This is a genomic window from Mesorhizobium sp. B3-1-9, from assembly GCF_006439595.1.
In the GTDB taxonomy this organism is placed as follows: domain Bacteria; phylum Pseudomonadota; class Alphaproteobacteria; order Rhizobiales; family Rhizobiaceae; genus Mesorhizobium.
Window position 1 is genome coordinate 682,542 of the sequence record NZ_VFTJ01000001.1, and the last position, 17,438, is coordinate 699,979.

The 17,438-nt window shown below is 65.0% G+C and carries 14 protein-coding genes; 7 read left to right on the forward strand and 7 right to left on the reverse strand.

Annotation, left to right across the window (positions count from 1 at the left end):
• Positions 1 to 42 precede the first annotated feature (42 nt).
• Genes tssC through tssA form a run of 3 tightly spaced genes read right to left on the reverse strand, consistent with a single transcriptional unit; the run spans position 43 to position 3,267 of the window.
• A complete protein-coding gene (gene tssC / locus FJW07_RS03130; RefSeq protein WP_140643158.1) occupies positions 43 to 1,548 on the reverse strand; it encodes a type VI secretion system contractile sheath large subunit in 1,506 nt (501 codons plus the stop codon).
• Positions 1,549 to 1,551: 3 nt separating this feature from the next.
• Positions 1,552 to 2,088, reverse strand: a complete 537-nt coding sequence (gene tssB, locus FJW07_RS03135) for a type VI secretion system contractile sheath small subunit (protein WP_140643156.1) — start codon at positions 2,086 to 2,088, stop codon at positions 1,552 to 1,554.
• Positions 2,089 to 2,094: 6 nt separating this feature from the next.
• A complete protein-coding gene (gene tssA / locus FJW07_RS03140) occupies positions 2,095 to 3,267 on the reverse strand; it encodes a type VI secretion system protein TssA (RefSeq protein WP_140854351.1) in 1,173 nt (390 codons plus the stop codon).
• 335 nt (positions 3,268 to 3,602) lie between these two features.
• On the opposite strand from tssA, the gene tssH reads away from it, so the two are divergent.
• The gene (gene tssH, locus FJW07_RS03145; RefSeq protein WP_140854353.1) at positions 3,603 to 6,452 is read left to right on the forward strand and encodes a type VI secretion system ATPase TssH; all 2,850 of its coding nucleotides are present in this window, start codon (positions 3,603 to 3,605) and stop codon (positions 6,450 to 6,452) included.
• A gap of 25 nt (positions 6,453 to 6,477) precedes the next feature.
• Here tssH and FJW07_RS03150 read toward each other — a convergent pair whose 3' ends face one another.
• From FJW07_RS03150 to FJW07_RS03160, 3 genes are all read right to left on the reverse strand, one after another.
• The gene (locus FJW07_RS03150; protein ID WP_140854355.1) at positions 6,478 to 7,212 is read right to left on the reverse strand and encodes an SDR family oxidoreductase; all 735 of its coding nucleotides are present in this window, start codon (positions 7,210 to 7,212) and stop codon (positions 6,478 to 6,480) included.
• 25 nt (positions 7,213 to 7,237) lie between these two features.
• Positions 7,238 to 8,008 (reverse strand): fumarylacetoacetate hydrolase family protein, encoded by a 771-nt coding sequence (locus FJW07_RS03155; RefSeq protein ID WP_181182542.1) that lies wholly within the window; start codon positions 8,006 to 8,008, stop codon positions 7,238 to 7,240.
• Between the two features lie 163 nt (positions 8,009 to 8,171).
• The gene (locus tag FJW07_RS03160; RefSeq protein ID WP_140674943.1) at positions 8,172 to 8,621 is read right to left on the reverse strand and encodes an Lrp/AsnC family transcriptional regulator; all 450 of its coding nucleotides are present in this window, start codon (positions 8,619 to 8,621) and stop codon (positions 8,172 to 8,174) included.
• 127 nt (positions 8,622 to 8,748) lie between these two features.
• Between FJW07_RS03160 and FJW07_RS03165 the strand changes: the two genes are divergently transcribed.
• The 6 genes from FJW07_RS03165 (at position 8,749) to FJW07_RS03190 (ending at position 15,382) form a co-directional block, all read left to right on the forward strand.
• A complete protein-coding gene (locus FJW07_RS03165; protein ID WP_181182543.1) occupies positions 8,749 to 9,069 on the forward strand; it encodes a DUF1330 domain-containing protein in 321 nt (106 codons plus the stop codon).
• A 669-nt stretch (positions 9,070 to 9,738) separates the two neighbouring features.
• Positions 9,739 to 10,992 (forward strand): sarcosine oxidase subunit beta family protein, encoded by a 1,254-nt coding sequence (locus FJW07_RS03170; protein WP_140854360.1) that lies wholly within the window; start codon positions 9,739 to 9,741, stop codon positions 10,990 to 10,992.
• A gap of 13 nt (positions 10,993 to 11,005) precedes the next feature.
• Positions 11,006 to 11,275 (forward strand): sarcosine oxidase subunit delta, encoded by a 270-nt coding sequence (locus tag FJW07_RS03175; protein ID WP_140854362.1) that lies wholly within the window; start codon positions 11,006 to 11,008, stop codon positions 11,273 to 11,275.
• Positions 11,272 to 14,151 (forward strand): sarcosine oxidase subunit alpha family protein, encoded by a 2,880-nt coding sequence (locus FJW07_RS03180; RefSeq protein ID WP_140854364.1) that lies wholly within the window; start codon positions 11,272 to 11,274, stop codon positions 14,149 to 14,151. Before FJW07_RS03175 ends, FJW07_RS03180 begins: the two co-directional genes overlap by 4 nt.
• Positions 14,144 to 14,668, forward strand: coding sequence for a hypothetical protein (locus tag FJW07_RS03185; protein ID WP_140854366.1), 525 nt, complete (start codon positions 14,144 to 14,146; stop codon positions 14,666 to 14,668). The genes FJW07_RS03180 and FJW07_RS03185 overlap by 8 nt, the downstream gene beginning before the upstream one ends.
• Before the next feature lie 51 nt (positions 14,669 to 14,719).
• Entirely contained in the window at positions 14,720 to 15,382 is a 663-nt protein-coding gene (locus tag FJW07_RS03190; protein ID WP_140854367.1) for a TetR/AcrR family transcriptional regulator, read from the forward strand.
• Positions 15,383 to 15,406: 24 nt separating this feature from the next.
• Here FJW07_RS03190 and FJW07_RS03195 read toward each other — a convergent pair whose 3' ends face one another.
• Entirely contained in the window at positions 15,407 to 17,434 is a 2,028-nt protein-coding gene (locus tag FJW07_RS03195; RefSeq protein ID WP_140854369.1) for a CocE/NonD family hydrolase, read from the reverse strand.
• Between the last annotated feature and the right edge of the window lie 4 nt (positions 17,435 to 17,438).

A 17,438-nucleotide genomic window follows, 5' to 3' on the forward strand; every position in this document is an offset into this window, starting at 1 on the left:
TCCACCGCTTTCAAACGAAACAAGATGACTTCGCTTACGATTTCAGCCCTTCACTGACGGCAATTCCGACACCAGCCGGAGCGAGGCGTTGATGCCTTCCAGCTGGTAGTGCGGACGCAGATAGAAACGGGCATTGTAGTAGCCGGGCCGGCCTTCGACGCTGTCGACCTGGACCTCGGCCGCGGCAAGCGGGCGCTTGGCGCGCGCCTTGTCGTCGGCAAAGGCAGGGTTGGCCAGCACGTACCGGTTGATCCATTCGGTCAACCAGGTCTCCATGTCGGTGCGTTCCTTGAACGAGCCGATCTTGTCGCGCGCGATCGCCTTGAGGTAGTGCGCGAAGCGCGAGACCGGGAAGAGGTAGGGCAGGTTGGCGCTCAGCCGTTCGTTCGACTGGGCGTCGGGGTCGACCAGACGCCCGGCGCGCGTCTCGTCGTCCTGCAGCGAATGCGCGCCGATGAAGGCCGCGAGATCGGTGTTCTTGCGGTGCAGGATCGGCATCAGGCCGAGCTTCGCCAGTTCCGCCTCGCGCCGGTCGTCTATGGCGACTTCCGTCGGGCATTTCATCGCGATCGACCCGTCGTCGGTCGGGAAGGCGTGCACCGGCAGATTGAGCACCGTGCCGCCGTTCTCGACGCCGCGGATCTGCGTTCCCCAGCCATAGAGCTTGTGGCTGCGGTTGATGTTCACGCCCATCGGGAAGGCGGCATTCATCCAGACATATTTGTTGTGGTCGCCGCCCACCTCTTCCTCGAAGGTGAAGCCCTTCACCGGAACCGTCTCGGAGCCGTAGGGCAGGCGCGCCAGCACGCGCGGCATGGTAAGGCCGATATAGCGTGCGTCCTCGCTTTCGCGCAGCGATTGCCATGAGGCATAGGCCGGGTTGTTCACGATCATCTGCAGGTCCTGCGGGTTCGGCAGTTCCTGCCAGCTGTCCATGCGGAACAGCCGTGGCGAGGCGGCAGCGATGAACGGGGTGTGCGCCGAGGCGCAGACGCCGGAAATGTTGCGCAGCAGCCCGACGTCGCGCGGATGGTTGGAGAATTCATAGGCGCCGATGATGCAGCCGATCGGCTCGCCGCCCAGCATCGAATACTCGTCCGTGTAGACCTTCTTGAAGATCGGGCTCTGGTCCCACATCTGGCCTTCATAATCTTCGAGCGTGTCGGCCAGCTGCTCCTTGGAGATGTTCATCACCCGGATCTTCAGCTTGGTGTCCGTCTCGGTGTTGTTGATCAGGTACCAGAGGCCGCGCCACGTGCCTTCCATCTCGCGCACTTCCGGCGCGTGCAGGATCTCGTTGACCTGCGTCGTCAGCATCTTGTCGATGCCGGCGATCAGCGACTTGATCGACTTGATCGCATTGGACGAGATGGTCGTGCTCTCGGAGCGCGATTGCGCGGCAAGCGCCAGGTTGCGCACCAATTGCTGCAGCTTCTCGCTGTCGTCCTTCTTGACCTTGAAATCCTTTTCAAGGAGGCCGCTGAATTCGCCAAGATCGATGGCTTCCGCCTCGGCGGTGGCGGCTGCGGTCTTTTGCTGTTCGGCCATGACTTACTCCTCGCCCTTGCCGTCATCCATCGCCTGGCTGGCGATCTTGCTCAGCAGCGGCTCGTTGTTCAGAAGCTGCGCTATGCGCTTTTCCGCGTCGACGCGGCCGTCCATGAAGCCAAGCAACTCCTCGAGCTGACGGCGCATCTTCAGGATTTCGGCCAGTTGCGGGACCTGCTCGGCGACCTTGTCCGGCGCGAAGTCGCCCATCTTGGAGAAGGTGAGATCGACCATGAGCTCTTCGTCCCGCTCCTGGCCCTCGGCCTGTGGCAGGGTGTTCTTCACCCGCGCCTTCACCCGCGGCCCCATCGCTTCCATGAATTTCGGGAAGCGGTTGGCGTCGGTTTCGACGAAGTTGCGGTCAAGCACCGACTTCGACGCTTCCTTGGTCTGCGAAGCGCCCGAAAGGTCGGCCATCACGGCCATGACGAACGGCAGTTCGATCGTCGTCGGGCTGCCGTAGGTTTCAACATCGTAGGCGATCTGCACGCGCGGCGCGCGGTTTCTTTCGATGACCTTCGCTTTGCTCTCTGCTGGCATGCTTTTCTACCTTTCATCCTTCTGGGCCGGCTTCTTGGGATCGGGGACGCCGGCAAGCTGCCGGAACTCCTTCAGCCCCGACGGGGCGAGATCTTCCATCAGTTCCACGAAATCCATGTGCACCATCCGGCGCACGCGCCGGGCGAGATGCGGGATGGGGCTGGACGGTTCGGTGCGGTCGTAGAAGGCGACCACGAGGTCGAGGCATTTGACGACCTCGTCGCGCGAGTTGATCCGGTCCGGCAGACCGGCGCTCGCGTCCACAGGGCTTGCCACACTTGCCATCGTCTCGGCTCCATGACCGTTGCGGGCGGGCATCGCTGATTCCGCCGCCGCCTGCGGAGCGGGCTTCGCGGCGCCGTTCGCCGTGGCGCCGCCACTGGAATTCCGCTCCAGCGTCGTCAGCAAACGCTGCAGGAACTTCTTCAATTCCGGGACGGTGGCGCCATGGCCTTCGATGCGGGCGTTGAGTGCGGTGTCCACCGCCTCGAGCGCGGCGATCGCGGCACGCGCGTCGGCCAGCAGCGACGTCATTACATCCGCTGCTTGATCGATTTGCGCCGCGCATCCGGTGCGCACGCGGTTCAACAGCTGGTTGTGGCCGCTCGTCAGCGCCGCCTTTTCGGCGGTCCCGAGGCCAGAGGCTGCTTCCTGGAGCATGACGCGTTCGTCGAGCGCAGCCTGTTCCAGGTCCCGGCCGCTGATCGGCCCGATCGCGCGCGGGGAGAAGAAGGCCACCTGCCTGAGGTTCGCCAGCAAGCCTTCTTGGCCGTTTTGCAGATCGAGCAGCGCGTTGATGCGGCGTAAGGCAGCTTCGCGTGGCGCGCCCGTCCGCAGCGAAGGGTGCATCGTGTCCCAGTACTGCTCGAAGGCTCGCGCAATCAACGTCAGCCCTTGGGCGAGGCCGGCCAGCCCTTCCTCGTTGGCCAAGGCCCGCGCGACGATGACCAGCAGGCGCAGGTCCCGGCCGCGGGTGCGCAACTCTTCGGCTCTTTCGAGCACCGCCGCCCAGTCGACTGGGCTGGACTGCGACGCGGGCTTGCTGTTGCCGTCATGCACAACTTTGAGCTGAGGCTCGGTCAAGCGCTCCAGCTCATGAAAGGCCGGGTCGTTGCGCAAGTCCTCTCCCGACGGATTCTCACCGTTCAGAGGATTCAGCCAGAGTGCGAGATCAATCACACCAACCCCCAGCCAGCGGCCCTGAGACCCCTATGTGACGCAACGTTATCACCGGCCTCACGCGACGACAATTGAGCACCTGCGCAAAAACTAACGGAAGCTAAACGCGACCGTTCTTTCTTTGGCCAAACCCATTGCGCGATTGTCGGACCCGGTATGTGAAATGGCTCGCATAGCCCGGGCAGCAATCCGGTGTTTGTTGCAGCGAGTTTGCAAGGCTTGTGTAACCGGGCGGTGCCGCCCGGATAGATTCAAAAACCTTATCCGCCACGCGGCTTTGTCAAGCAGCAGCTTATATGGCAGGGTACGGTCGGCAGGTTGCGGGAGCAGGTTCGATGGAACAGCGCCGGTCATCGCAGAGTTTCAAGCGTAAGGAACTGGTTGCCAAGCTCAACGCCACGGGGGTGCGCGCCTTCAAGGCCGCGGCCGACACGGCCAAGCTGCGCGGCAATCCTTATGTCGAGCTTGTCCATTTCATCCAGCAACTGGTGCTGTCCGAGCGCTCGGATGTGCAGATGATCGTCGCCGACGCCGGTATCGATGCCAGCCGGCTGACGGCCGACATGACCCGTGCGATCGACAAGCTGCCCTACGGCGCCACCTCGGTGGAGGAATTCTCCGACCACATCTTCCACGCCATCCAGGAAGGCTGGAACCTGGCGACGCTGGAGTTCGGCGTGGAAGAGGTGCGCAGCGCCCATATCCTGCTTGCCTGCCTGAAGACGCCGGTGCTGGAAGGCCTGGTGTCCAAGATCAGCGCCGAATTCGACAAGATCGACGCCGACGGTGTCGTTTCCCGCTTCGCCGACGTCACCGAAGGCTCTCTCGAAGCCGGCTCACCGCCCGCCGCGGCCGCTACCGAGACGCCGATGAAGCGCGGTCCGGGCGGGGATTCGGCGCTGGCGAAATACGCAACCGACCTCACCCAACGCGCCCGCGACGGCAAGATCGACCCTGTCGTCGGCCGCGATCCGGAGATCAGGCAGATCGTCGATATCCTGATGCGACGCCGGCAAAACAACCCGATCCTGACCGGCGAGGCGGGCGTCGGCAAAACAGCGGCGGTCGAGGGTTTTGCACTGCGCATCGCCCAGGGCGACGTGCCGCCGACATTGCAGTACGTCAGCGTGCGCATGCTCGATGTCGGGCTGATGCAGGCGGGCGCCAGCGTCAAGGGCGAGTTCGAAAAGCGGCTGAAGGCGGTCATCGACGAGGTCCAGGCCTCCGAGGTGCCGATCATCCTGTTCATCGACGAGGCGCACACGCTGATCGGCGCCGGCGGCGCGGCCGGCACCGGCGACGCCGCCAATCTGTTGAAACCGGCATTGGCGCGCGGCGAGCTTCGTACCATCGCCGCCACGACCTGGGCCGAATACAAGCAGCACATCGAGAAGGACCCGGCGCTGACCCGCCGTTTCCAGGTGGTCAAGATCGACGAGCCCTCGGAAGCCGTGGCCGTGCTGATGCTGCGCGGCGTTGCCGGCGTCCTGGAGCAGCACCACAAGGTGCAGATCCTGGACGAGGCGATCGAGGCGGCCGTCTCGCTTTCGCATCGCTATATCCCGGCAAGGCAATTGCCGGACAAGGCGGTCAGCCTGCTCGACACCGCCTGCGCCCGCGTCGCGGTCTCGCAGCATGCGACGCCGGCCGAGGTCGAGGACATCCTGCGCCGCCGCCAGGCGCTCGAGGTCGAGAGCGGCATCATCGGCCGCGAGGCGGCGATCGGCATCGATGTCGCCGACCGGCAGGCTCGTGTCGAAGCCGGACTGGCCGAAACCGAGACCAGTCTGGCCGCTGCCCAGGCGCGCTGGGACCGGGAAAAGGCGTTGGTGAGCGAAATCCTCGACCTGCGCGCCAAGCTGCGCGGCGAGGGCGTGCCGCTCGACGAGGCTGCGGTTGAAGAGGCCGCCGCGGAGACGGGGAGCGCCGAGGGCGCGGCAAAGGCGCCCGAGCAAAAGGCTCCCGAGAGCAAGGCGCCCGAGAGCAAGACTGGCGAGAGCAAGGCCGGCGACGGCAAGGCTGCCGGTTCGAAGAAGGCAAAGTCCTCGAAAGCCAAGGCTGCAAAGGCCGAAACAGCTTCCGCCGAGCCGGCTGATGAAGCCGCCGATCTCGCGCGGCTGCGCGAACTGATGGCCGAGCTTGCCGACGCGCAGGGCGAGACGCCGCTGATCCTGCCGTCGGTCGACCGCAATGCGGTTGCCGCCGTGGTGCAGGATTGGACCGGCATCCCGACCGGACGCATGCTATCCAGCCAGACCGAGAAGGCGCTGAAGCTCGCAGCGACCCTGTCCGAGCGCGTGGTTGGCCAGGACCATGCTATGGAAATGATCGCCAAGCGCGTCCAGACCAGCCGCGCCGGCCTTGGCGCGCCGGAGAAACCGGTCGGCGTGTTCCTGCTTTGCGGCCCCTCCGGCGTCGGCAAGACCGAAACCGCGCTGGCGCTGGCCGAGACGCTTTACGGCGGCGAGCAGAACCTGATCTCGATCAACATGTCCGAATTCCAGGAAGCGCACACCGTCTCGACGCTGAAGGGCGCGCCGCCCGGCTACGTCGGCTACGGCAAGGGCGGCATCCTGACCGAGGCGGTGCGCAGGAAACCCTATTCGGTGATCCTGCTCGACGAGGTCGAGAAGGCGCATCCGGACGTGCACGAGATCTTCTTCCAGGTCTTCGACAAGGGCATGATGGACGACAGCGAGGGCCGGCGCATCGACTTCAAGAACACGCTGATCCTGCTGACCTCGAATGTCGGCTCCGACGTCATCATGGACCGCACCAGGAATGGCACAGTGCGCACCGGCATCGACGATCTCGACACCGCGCTGCGCGCCCCGCTGCTGAAGGTCTTCCCGGCCGCCTTCCTCGGCCGGGTGGTGACCATTCCCTACTATCCGCTCTCGGATGCGATGATCGAGGCGATCGCCAGGCACCAGTTCGGCAAGATCGCCAAGCGCCTCAAGGCAACCAACGATGCCGAGCTGGTCATCGGCGACGGCGTGATGGACTTGGTCAAGGCGCGCTGCACCGAGATCGAATCCGGCGGGCGCATGATCGACGCCATCCTCACCAACACGCTGCTGCCGGAACTCAGCCGCGGCGTGCTCAACCGCTCGCTCGAGGGCAAGAAGATGGCGAAAGTCACCGTCGGCGCGTCGGCGGAAGGATTTACCTACTCGTTCGAATAGGCCTCCACGGTGAGTGAAGCCGCCCTCAGATGGACCAGAGCGCGCCGCCGTCGCAGGCGACGGCCTGGCCGGTGATGTAGGAGGCGCGGTCGGAGGCGAGGAAGGCTGCCAGCGCCGCGAACTCTTCGGGACGGCCGATGCGCTTGGCGGGTATGGCCTGGCTCACCTTTTCCAGGTCGAGCTTCGCGTCCGCCAGTCTCTCGGTCAGCGTATAGCCCGGCATCAGCGCGTTGAAGGTGATGCCGTTGGCGCCCTCTTCCTTGCTCAGCGTGTTGATCAGTCCGTGGATGCCGGCGCGCAGCGAGTTGGAGAGCGCGAAGCGGTTGATCGGCTCCTTCGCGGCGATGGAGGTCACGAACAGCACGCGGCCCCATTTCTTCTCGCGCATCGAAGGCAGCACCGCCCGCACGATCTCCACCGCGCTCATGAACAGGTTGTCGAAGGCGGCGCGCCATTGCTCGATCGTGATCTCGTCGAAGGGCGCGGTGGGCGGGCCGCCGGTGTTGACCACCACGATGTCCGGCGCGCCCAGCGTCGCCTTGGCCCGCTCTACAAGTTCCGTCGCCGCGCCCGGCTTCGCGAGGTCGCAGACGAGCGCCGTCGCGCCGATCTCGCGGGCGGTCTGCTCCAGCGCCGCCACGGTGCGGGCGCAGATCGCCACGCGCGCGCCTTCGTCCAGCAATTCCTTGGCCACGGCGCGGCCTAATCCTTTCGAAGCGCCCAGCACGAGCGCGTTCCTGCCCTTCAATCCAAGATCCATCCGTCCTCTCCGATGATGCCGCGCCTCAGGCGCCGCTGACCTCGACGCTGCCAAGACCGGCAATGTCGAACCGATAGGAAAAAGCCTTGTCGGGGAAACGCGTGTGCACGATGCTGCCCGTCATGACGATATCGCCCGCCTTCATGCCCCTGCCGGAGGCGCCCAGATGGTCGGCCAGCCAGGCCAGCGGCTCATAGGGGTGACCGAGCGCATCGGCGCCGACCCCTCTGCCGATCTCGGCGCCGTCCTGGTAGACGATCGCCTCGACTTTCTCCAGCGCTGCGGGCGGGGCGACGAAATTACCCAGCACCACGCCGGCATTCCAGGAATTGTCGGCGACCAGCGAGCGCACGTCCAGCACCGAATAATCGGCATGGCGATCGTCCACCACCTCGACCGCCGGGCAGACGCCGTCGACCGCCGCGGCGACCTCGTCGCGCGTATAGGGCGCGGCACGCGGCGCGAGATCGCGGCCGAGCCGGGCGCAGATCTCGAATTCCAGGCCGAGATGGCCGTAGCCTCTCAGCGAGAGCTTTGCTCCGCTATGCATCATCCGTCGCCCGAAAACGGCGCCGGCAACAGGGTGGTCGATCCCGCACATGCTCTGCATGCTGTGCGAGGTCAGGCCGATCTTGTAGCCGGCTATGCGGTCGTCGCCGATGATCGCCCCGACATAGGCATCCTGCACCTTGTAGGCGGAGACGAGATCCGACAATCCCTCGATCGTTGCGAACTGCGTGTTGTCCTGATGGCCGCGCACCAGCGCTTGTGCGGCACCAACAATATCGAACGCCATATCAAATCTCTCCATTCCCGTCCGACAATTCGCTCGCCGATTGCCGGACAAATTCGTCGTAAACCCCAGACCACCTAAGGGGTTTTCGGCATCGGGATTTCCCGACTTCGTTCCGATGCATGTCGTTATCCCGGAACCGCTGCACATTTCTGGGCGACATGCATCAGAGATTGGTCTCGTCGGGGTTGAGCACCACCATAGTCGACGTCTCGGCCACCGATGGGATCGATTGCAGCACGTTGCTGATGAATTCGCGAAGCGCCGCGATGTCCTTCACCCATACCCGCAGCAGGTAGTCGATATTTCCCGTCACGAGCAGGCATTCGGTAATCTCCGGGTGTTTCGCCACTTCGTTGAGAAACAAGCCGGCTCCTTCCGGGCCTTGCTGCCCCAGGCGCACGGAAACCATCACGCAGACGCCGAGGCCCAGCGCCGCCGGATCGATCCGCGCCGCATACCCCTGGATCACGCCCGTCTCTTCGAGCCTCTTCAGCCGGCGCGCGCAGGGCGTGGGCGAAAGGCCGACGCGCTCGGCCAGCTCCACCGTCGAGATGCGGCCGTCCTGCCGCAACTCGCGCAGGATGCGATGGTCGATGCCGTCCAGTTCGATCATGACGCTTTCAGCTAAAATTTCCGCCAACCTTGGTGACTATGCGCGAAAAGTTGGCGATGACAAACGAAATTTATCGTGAATGCGCTTTGATAAAGCGATAAGCTCGATCGAAAATAAGGAGGAGGCCATGGCCGCTTATATGATCTGCACGATGAGGGTCCACGACCCCGAAACCTACAAGAAGTACACGGCGCTCACCCCTGCCACGTTGAAGAAGTATGGCGGGAAGTTCCTGACGCGCGGCGATCCGGTGACCACATGCGAGGGCGAGACCTTCACCGACCGGATGGTCATCCTCGAATTTCCGGACGAGGCCACGGCCCAGCAATGGTACAACGACACCGACTATCAGGCGGCGTCGAAATTCCGCCGCGCCTCTTCCGATCGCGGACGGATGATCCTGCAGCAGGGACGCGGCGAAAGCGCCGCTCCCGACCCGCTCGTCTGAGCGGGCCAAGCCGTTGAGCCGGCAAAGTGCGTCCTTGATGCATGTCGCTCAGAAGTGTGCAGCGGTTCTGGGACAACGACATGCATAAAAACAAAAACTTAGAGCGCGGCCGGGGGAACGCATCTTGCGATCCCCGGAAAAGTTCATGCTACAAACGTGAGCGGGACAGTGCGAGTTTTCCTTGAAACGCCGACCCGCTTCAGGTCGAACTTGCGAGGCAGAATTTGACTCGTTGGAGGCCGGTCATGAGGGCCGAGGATTTGCAGGTCGCGCGGGAAGCGTATGAGAATTATGCGGAATTCTACCGCAAATCTTCCTACTCCGCCTTTCCCCAGCAGCATCGCACCATCCAGGGCACCGTGAGTGTCGGGGCGCCAAGTTAAAGCGGTCCAGCTTGCAGGGAACACTGCTTACGAAGGCTTTCGGCGCTTATCGGTCTCGGTGGACCAATGCCCAAAATCTGTGAAACGCGCGAAAAGCGAGCTCATAGCTTTGAATGGACACAGGTGTACATTCACGCTAAGTGTGTGCTTGGCGCTGCTTTGCGGTGTTTGGCACCAACGGCAGGTATCTTAAGAGGCGATCGATGCACATGTTCGAGCTGGGGGCCCGGCGACCAAGCCCTTGCGGTGGAGCGACGTCACTGGCCTCTGACGGCGGTTTGGGCGCATGACGAGGCAGTACTCGGCGCTTTCGCTCTTCAAGGAGGGCATCGCCGGTCAGACCGGTTGGGAAAAGGCCTGGCGCTCTCCTGATCCGAAACCGCGCTACGACGCGATCATAGTCGGCGGCGGCGGGCACGGCCTCGCCACCGCCTACTATCTCGCCAAAAATCACGGCGTCACCAACATCGCGCTCTTGGAGAAGGGCTGGATCGGAGGCGGCAATACCGGCCGCAACACGACGGTGGTTCGTTCGAACTACTTCTACCCGGAAAGCGCGGCGATCTACGGGCTGGCCCACAGCCTCTACAAAAGCCTTTCGACAGACCTGAACTACAATGTGATGTTTTCCGCGCGCGGCATCCTCACGCTCGCGCACAGCGAATCCGCAATGGAAACCGCCGCGCGGTCGGTCAACGCCATTCAGGTCAATGGCATCGATTGCGAGTTGTTCTCGGTCGAGGACGTGCGTCGCGTCGTGCCGATCTACAATTTCAGCCCGCACACACGCTTCCCCGTCTATGGCGGCACCTGGCAGCCAAGCGGCGGCACCGCCCGCCATGACGCTGTCGCCTGGGGCTATGCCCGCGCGGCGAGCCGTCTCGGTGTCGACATCATCCAGAATTGCGAGATTTCCGATTTCATCATCGAGAATGGGCGCTGCCGCGGCGTCGTCACCTCGCGCGGCGCAATCCGGGCCGAGCGTACAGGCATGGCGGTGGCCGGCCATTCGTCGGTGCTGGCGGCGAAGGCGGGCTTCCGGCTGCCGGTCAATTCCTATGCGCTGCAGGCCTGCGTGTCCGAACCGGTCAAGCCGATCATCGACACGGTGGTGATCTCGCCCGACACCGGCGTCTATGTCAGCCAGTCGGACAAGGGCGAACTGGTGATCGGCGGCGCGCTCGACCGCATCCCGTCCTATGGCCAGCGCGGCAATCTGCCGGTGCTGGAAAGCGTGATCGCCGGCATGCTCGAAATGTATCCGATCTTCGGCCAGTTGAAGATGATGCGGCAATGGGCCGGCATCGTCGACGTCGTCCCCGATTCCTCGCCCATCATCGGCGAGTCGCCGCTGCCCGGCCTTTTCCTCAATTGCGGCTGGGGCACGGGCGGCTTCAAGGCTATTCCCGCAGGCGGCACCCTGCTTGCCCATCTGCTTGCCACCGGCAGGCATCACGACATCAGCCGGCCCTTCGATCTCGACCGCTTCGCCCGCGGCCGCCTGATCGACGAAGCGGCCGGCTCCGGCATTGCCCATTGAAGGTGTAGAAAAGATGCAGCTCTTTCCCTGTCCGTTCTGCGGGCCGCGCGAAGAAAGCGAATTCCACTATGGCGGCGAGGCCGGCAATCTCCGGCCCGACGGCAGCGACGTGACCGCGGAGCGCTGGGCCGGTTATCTCCACATGCGCGACAATCCGAACGGGCGGACGCGAGAGATCTGGGTGCATATAACATGCGGCGAGTTCTTCGCGATGAGCCGCGACAGCGTCAATCACAAGGTGTCGGGCTCTTCCGTGCTCGGCGAAGCGGAGCACGGCGCATGAGCGCTTCCCGTCTCACCACCGACGGCAGCGACATCGACCGCGACCGCCCGTTGAGCTTCACCTTCGATGGCAGGCGTGTCGAGGGTTTTGTAGGCGACACAATCGCCTCCGCCTTGCTCGCGAGCGGCCAGGCCGTGGTCGGCCGCAGCTTCAAATATCATAGGCCGCGCGGCATCTGGGGCTCCGGCGTCGAGGAGCCCAACGCGCTGGTCGATGTCGAGAGCGCGATCGGCCGCGTGCCGAATGCGCGCGCGACGACCGTGCAGGCCGTCGACGGCATCAAGGTCAAGAGCGTCAACGCTTCGCCGACGGCCGAGGCCGACCGCAACGCCGTTCTGGATCGCTTCGCCCGCTTCCTGCCGGCTGCCTTCTACTACAAGACCTTCATGTGGCCGGACTGGCACCTGTTCGAGCCGCGCATCCGCGCCATGGCCGGACTTGGCGTCGTCGATCCGGACTGGAAGCCGCGTCAGGTCTCGGACCAGATCAACCATCATTGCGACGTCCTGGTGGTCGGCGCCGGGCCCGCAGGCCTTGCCGCGGCAGCCAGCGCGGCGGCGGCCGGGCACTCGGTCGTCCTGGTCGACGACAAGACGCATCCCGGCGGGTCGCTGCGTCATCGCGCCGGCGAAGTCGATGGCGTCGAGGGCAGGGCGTGGGTCGACGCCACAGTTGCCAGGCTGAAGAGCGATGGCCAGTTCGTGCTCAGCGATACGACCGCTTTCGGCCTTTACGACCACAATCTGGTCGCGCTCAACCAGCGCCACTCCGACGGCAGGCCGGACACGCTTTGGCGCGTGCGGCCCCGCCGCATCGTGCTGGCGACAGGCGCGATCGAACGGCCCGTGCCGTTCGCCAACAACGACCTTCCGGGAATCCTCTCCGCCGACGCGGCGCTCAGCTATCTGCGCCGGCATGGCGTGCTTGTCGGCCGGGAAATCGTGGTCGCGACCAACAACGACAGCGCCTATGAACCTGCCTCCGCGCTCGCCGCCGCCGGCGCTTCGGTGACGGTGGTCGACTGCCGGCGCGATGGCGGCGCGCAAGGACGAGCCGATATCCGAGTCGTGGCTGGGCGCACGATCACGGCGGCGCGCGGGCGCAACGCCGTCCGGGGTGTCCTGCTGGACGATGGCACGACGCTTGCCGCCGATTGCGTTCTCGTCTCCGGCGGCTGGACACCCACAGTGCACCTGTTCTCGCAGGCGAAAGGCAAGCTCGCCTGGAGCGACCAACTTGCGGCCTTCATTCCCGGCGAAGCCATCGACGGGATTGGCGTCGCCGGCGCCGTGGCCGGCACGGTCTCGCTTTCGGATGCCTTGGCCAGCGGCGCCGCGGCGCCCGGCGACTTCGGTTCGTCGACGCCGGCGCCTCGCGGCACGGGGGCGGAAGCATCGCTCGGCGTCGCCAGCCTGTGGCCGAAACCCAAGGCCAAGGGTCGCGTCTGGATCGACTATCAGAGCGACGTCACCGCAAAGGATGTCGAGCTCGCGGCGCGGGAGAACTTCGTCTCCGTCGAGCACCTGAAGCGCTACACCACGCTCGGCATGGCGACTGACCAGGGCAAGACCTCGAACCTGAACGGTCTTGCGCTGCTGGCTGACATCACCGGGCGCGGCATCGCGGAAGTCGGCACCACGACCTACCGGCCGCCATTCACGCCTGTCCCCTTCGCCAGCCTTGCGGGAGCGCGCCGGGGCAGCATGCACGCTCCGGTCCGCCGTCTGCCGCTGGAGGCAAACCATCGCGCCGCCGGCGGGGTGTTCCAGGAATATGGCGGCTGGCTGAGGCCTGCCTATTATGGCGGCGGTGAAGCCGGCGCCTCGATCCAGGAGGAGGCGCGGCGAGCCCGGCAATCCGTAGCGCTCTTCGACGGTTCGACGCTGGGCAAGATCGAGGTGATCGGCCCGCGCGCGGCCGAGTTCGTCGACTTCATCTATTACAACACCATGTCGACCCTGAAGCCGGGCCATTGCCGCTATGGCTTCATGCTGTCGGAAAATGGCGTCGTCTTCGATGACGGCGTCCTGGTCCGCCTGGACGAGCATCGCTTCATCGTGTCCTGCTCGTCCTCGCATGTCACCGCGGTCCACGCGCGCCTCGAGGAATGGCGGCAGGACCGCTTCGGCCGCGACGCGCTCTATATCCACAATGCCACCGCGCACTACGCCACCTTGACCGTTTCGGGTCCGAATGCGCGCCAGGTCGTGGAAGCGCTCGATCTGGGCGTAGCACTTGACGATGCCAGCCTGCCGCATATGGCCGTCGCCGCCGGCCGCTTTGCCGGCAACGAGGTGCGCATTGCCCGGGTCTCCTTCACCGGCGACCGCAGCTACGAGATCTCCATCCGCGCCGACCGGGCGGAGGCGCTGTGGGCGAGGATGCAGCAGGAGGGCCGCGCCTTCGACACCGTTCTGCTGGGACTTGAATCGCTGATGATCCTGCGCGCCGAGAAGGGGTACATCGTCATCGGCAAGGACACCGACGGAACCACCATGCCGCACGATCTGGGCGTCGCCGGACCGCGGACCAAACGCGCCAACGAGTTCGTCGGCCGCCGCTCGCTTTTCACGGAGGCGGGGAACAGCATGGACCGCAACCAGCTCGTCGGCCTTGCGCTGCGCCAAGGCGAGGCGCCGCTGGCGACCGGCGCGCATGGCGTGGAGAAGCGCGACGGGCGCCTCAGGAGCATCGGTTTCGTCACCTCCAGCTATCAGAGCCCGACCCTGGGACGCCCTGTCGCCCTGGCGCTCATCGAACGGGGCGCGGCGCGGCACGGCGAAACGATCGACGTTCAACATCTGGGTGTCGTGCGGCAGGCGACGATCGTCGCGCCTTGCGCCTTCGATCCGGAAGGGAGCCGGCTCCATGCGTAACCTTGCCGAAAAGTGGCCGGCGGCGCCCGACTGGGCTGCCGCTACGCTCAGCAAAGGCGGCGTCAGCGTGCGGACGCTTGGCGGGCTGAACCAGCTTCTGGTCAGCGGCGACCTCGCCGCCTGGTCGAAGGCTTCGGGGCTTGCTGGCGAGGGCGTCGGCGCCGGCGCAATTGCCAGTGGCGACAGATACATGGCGCGGATCGCGCGCGACCGCGTTCTTGCGGTCGCGGAGCAGCCGTTCCCCATTGCGGCCGGCTGGCACGCGGCCGGTTTCGCGGTGACGGTCATGGATGCCGGACTGCATGTCTTCGAGATCGAGGGGCCGGACCTGGATCGCCTGATCGCCAGGGGCACGGCGCTCGATCAAGGGGCGGCAAGCCGCTCGGCTTCGATCCTTTTTGCCGGCGTCGGCGCTCTCTTCTACCGGTTCGGCAATTCCCATCGGGCGCGTCTCCACGTCGACCGGGGCCTTGCCCCATATCTTTGGGAGTGGCTTGAACAAGTGCAAGTATTGTAGCGCGGTGGTTTCAGGTCTATCTAGCCGGCGTTCAAACTTGGCCGGTCCGCTATGTTCTCTGATTCCAGTGCTGATGAAGTCGTGCGGCGGTCCGGTCTGATCGGCAACACCAAAGTGACGCGCGAGGACTGGATGAACCTCGCGCTGGAGACGTTGATCTCCGAGGGCGTGGAGGCGGTGCGCGTGCTGGCGCTCGGGCAGAAGCTCAACGTCTCACGTTCCAGTTTCTACTGGTACTTCAAGAGCCGCCAGGACCTGCTCGACCAGCTGCTGGATTACTGGCGCAACAACAACACCCGTTTCATCGTCGAGCAGGCCGGCCGGCCGGCCGCGTCGATCACGCAAGCCGTGCTCAATGTCTTCGAGTGCTGGCTGGACGAAACGCTCTTCAATCCGCGACTGGACTTCGCCGTGCGCGCCTGGTCGCGCCAGTCGGCCGACGTGCACCGGGTCGTGAACGAGGAGGACGACGCGCGCGTCGAAGCCATCCGGGCGATGTTTTCACGGCATGGTTATGAAGCCACCGAAGCGTTCGTGCGGGCGCGCGTGCTGTATTTCACGCAGATCGGCTATTACTCGCTCGAGATCGTCGAACCGGTAAGCAACCGTCTCTTCCTGACGCCGGCCTACCTGCTCACGCACACGGGCGAGGCTCCTCGCGAAGGAGAGGTGGAGGCCTTCGCCAAAAAGATGCTGCCGAGACGTCCCGGCTGAGCAGTCCCGCCATCCGCGATCGCATCAATTCAGATCGCGTGGAAACTCCTTGACCTCTTCGCGGTCGACCACGACCTCATCGCCGGCACGTGCGATGAGATGCGTTTCCATGCGCCAGACATCGTGCAGCGCGCGCACCGTGGCGGAGACCGAAACGCCGGCGTTCCAGTCGCCGCGCGAATAGGTCTTGTCCCACGTCACGGTCCCGCGCGCCGAGTTCGGATCGTCCGGATGGACGACGAAAATCTCGGTCTGTCTCTGCGACAGGGTCATGCCGGTGTGCGGATGGCGCACCGTTCCGGCGTCGATGACGACCGTATAGCTCGTCTCGCCGGTGATCTGGTCCGTCGTCACCTCGCGCCGGAAAGGCTCGCCAGCCTTGATCGCTTCCTGCGCCATCGGCGTGGCGCTTTCCGGTCCTTCGAATTCCGGGAGTGTCTTGTCGAGCGGCTGCGGCTTGCGCACCGGCAGGACCAGCCTGCTGCCGGCGCAATGGATCGACAGCGTCGCCTTCTCCGGTCCCGGAAAGACGATCGGCCAATGCGCCGTTGCAACGGCAAGCCGGATGCGCTGGCCCTTCTCGAAGCGCTGGCCGCAGCAGCGCAATTTGAAGCGCACCGTTTCGGCCTTGCCTGGCGTCATCGGTGCCAATTCGAGATCGCCATGCCGATGCGTGAGGTTGAGGATGCCGTAGCTGACGCGCGAGGCCGCGCCATCTTCAAGCACGAGCGACAGCGTGGCCGAGATCAGCGCGACCGGCTTGTCCGAGGCGAGCTTCACCTCGAATTCCGGGAAGCCGAGGATCTCCACGGCTTCCTCAAGAGGATCGGTTTCGAAGACGAGCGCGTTGCCGGCTTCCATGCGCTGGTCGACCGGCAAGGTCGGCAGGACGCCGTAGCCGCACCACGCGCCGGACGAGAGCCCCGCCGTCGAGGGCGAGCGGATCGTCAGCACGTCGTCGCTGCCCGCGCCCTCGGCAAGACGGCCGGGTGACAAGGCGAGCGCGCGCTCGCCGATGCCGGGTCCCGGCCATGACGGCTCGGCAACCCAGCGGCCTGGGCGCTCCTCATAGATGGCGGCCGGCGGCGCCGGCTCCTGCATCCAGGCGCGCAGCATGGGTTCGTCGGCGATGCCGGTGTCGATGCCCTTGAGATACTGGTCCCACCAGCGCAGGCATTCCTGGAGGAAGCCCATGCGCGGGCCCGGCATGGCGAAGTGCGGGTATTTGTGGCCCCAGGGGCCGATCAGTCCCTTGCGGACACCCGGCAAGTTTTCAAGCATGCGGAAGATCGGGTTCGGATAGCCGTCCGCCCAACCGCCGACGGCGTAGACCGGGATTTCGACGTCGGAATAATCCTCGCAGATCGAGCCGTGCTTGTAGAAGTCGTCGCGGCGCTGGTGCTCGAACCAGTCCTGCATCCAGATGCCGTTGCCGTCGAGGCGACCCTCCCACATCTCACGCCAGCGGTCGCCGACGATCAGCGGATCGGGAGGCGTCATGGCGATCGCCCAGGCCGTGGTGCCCCATATCAGATTGTCGCACATCTGCGCGCCGCCGAGATAATGGACGTCATCGTTGTAACGGTCGTCGGTGGAGCAGAGCGAGATGACCGCCTTCAGCGCCGGCGGGCGGCGGGCGGCGACCTGAAGTCCGTTGAAGCCGCCCCAGCTGATGCCGATCATGCCGGCCGCGCCCGAGCACCAGGGCTGCTTCCCCAGCCATTCGATGACGACGAGACAATCGTCCTGTTCCTGCTTCAGATATTCGCCCCTGCAGACGCCTTCGCTGTCGCCGGTGCCGCGCATGTCGACACGCACGCCGGCATAGCCGTGACCGGCGAAATAGGGATGGGTGAGCGCGTCGCGCTCCACGGTTCCGTCGCGTTTTCGATAGGGCAGGTATTCGAGGATGGCCGGCACCGGATCGGCTTCGGCGTCTTCCGGAAGCCAGATGCGCGCGGCGAGCTTCACGCCGTCTGGCATCGGGATCCACAGGTTCTCGATCTCGCGGACCTTGCGCGGGAATTCGGTGACCACGCGGATATCTTTCATCGGA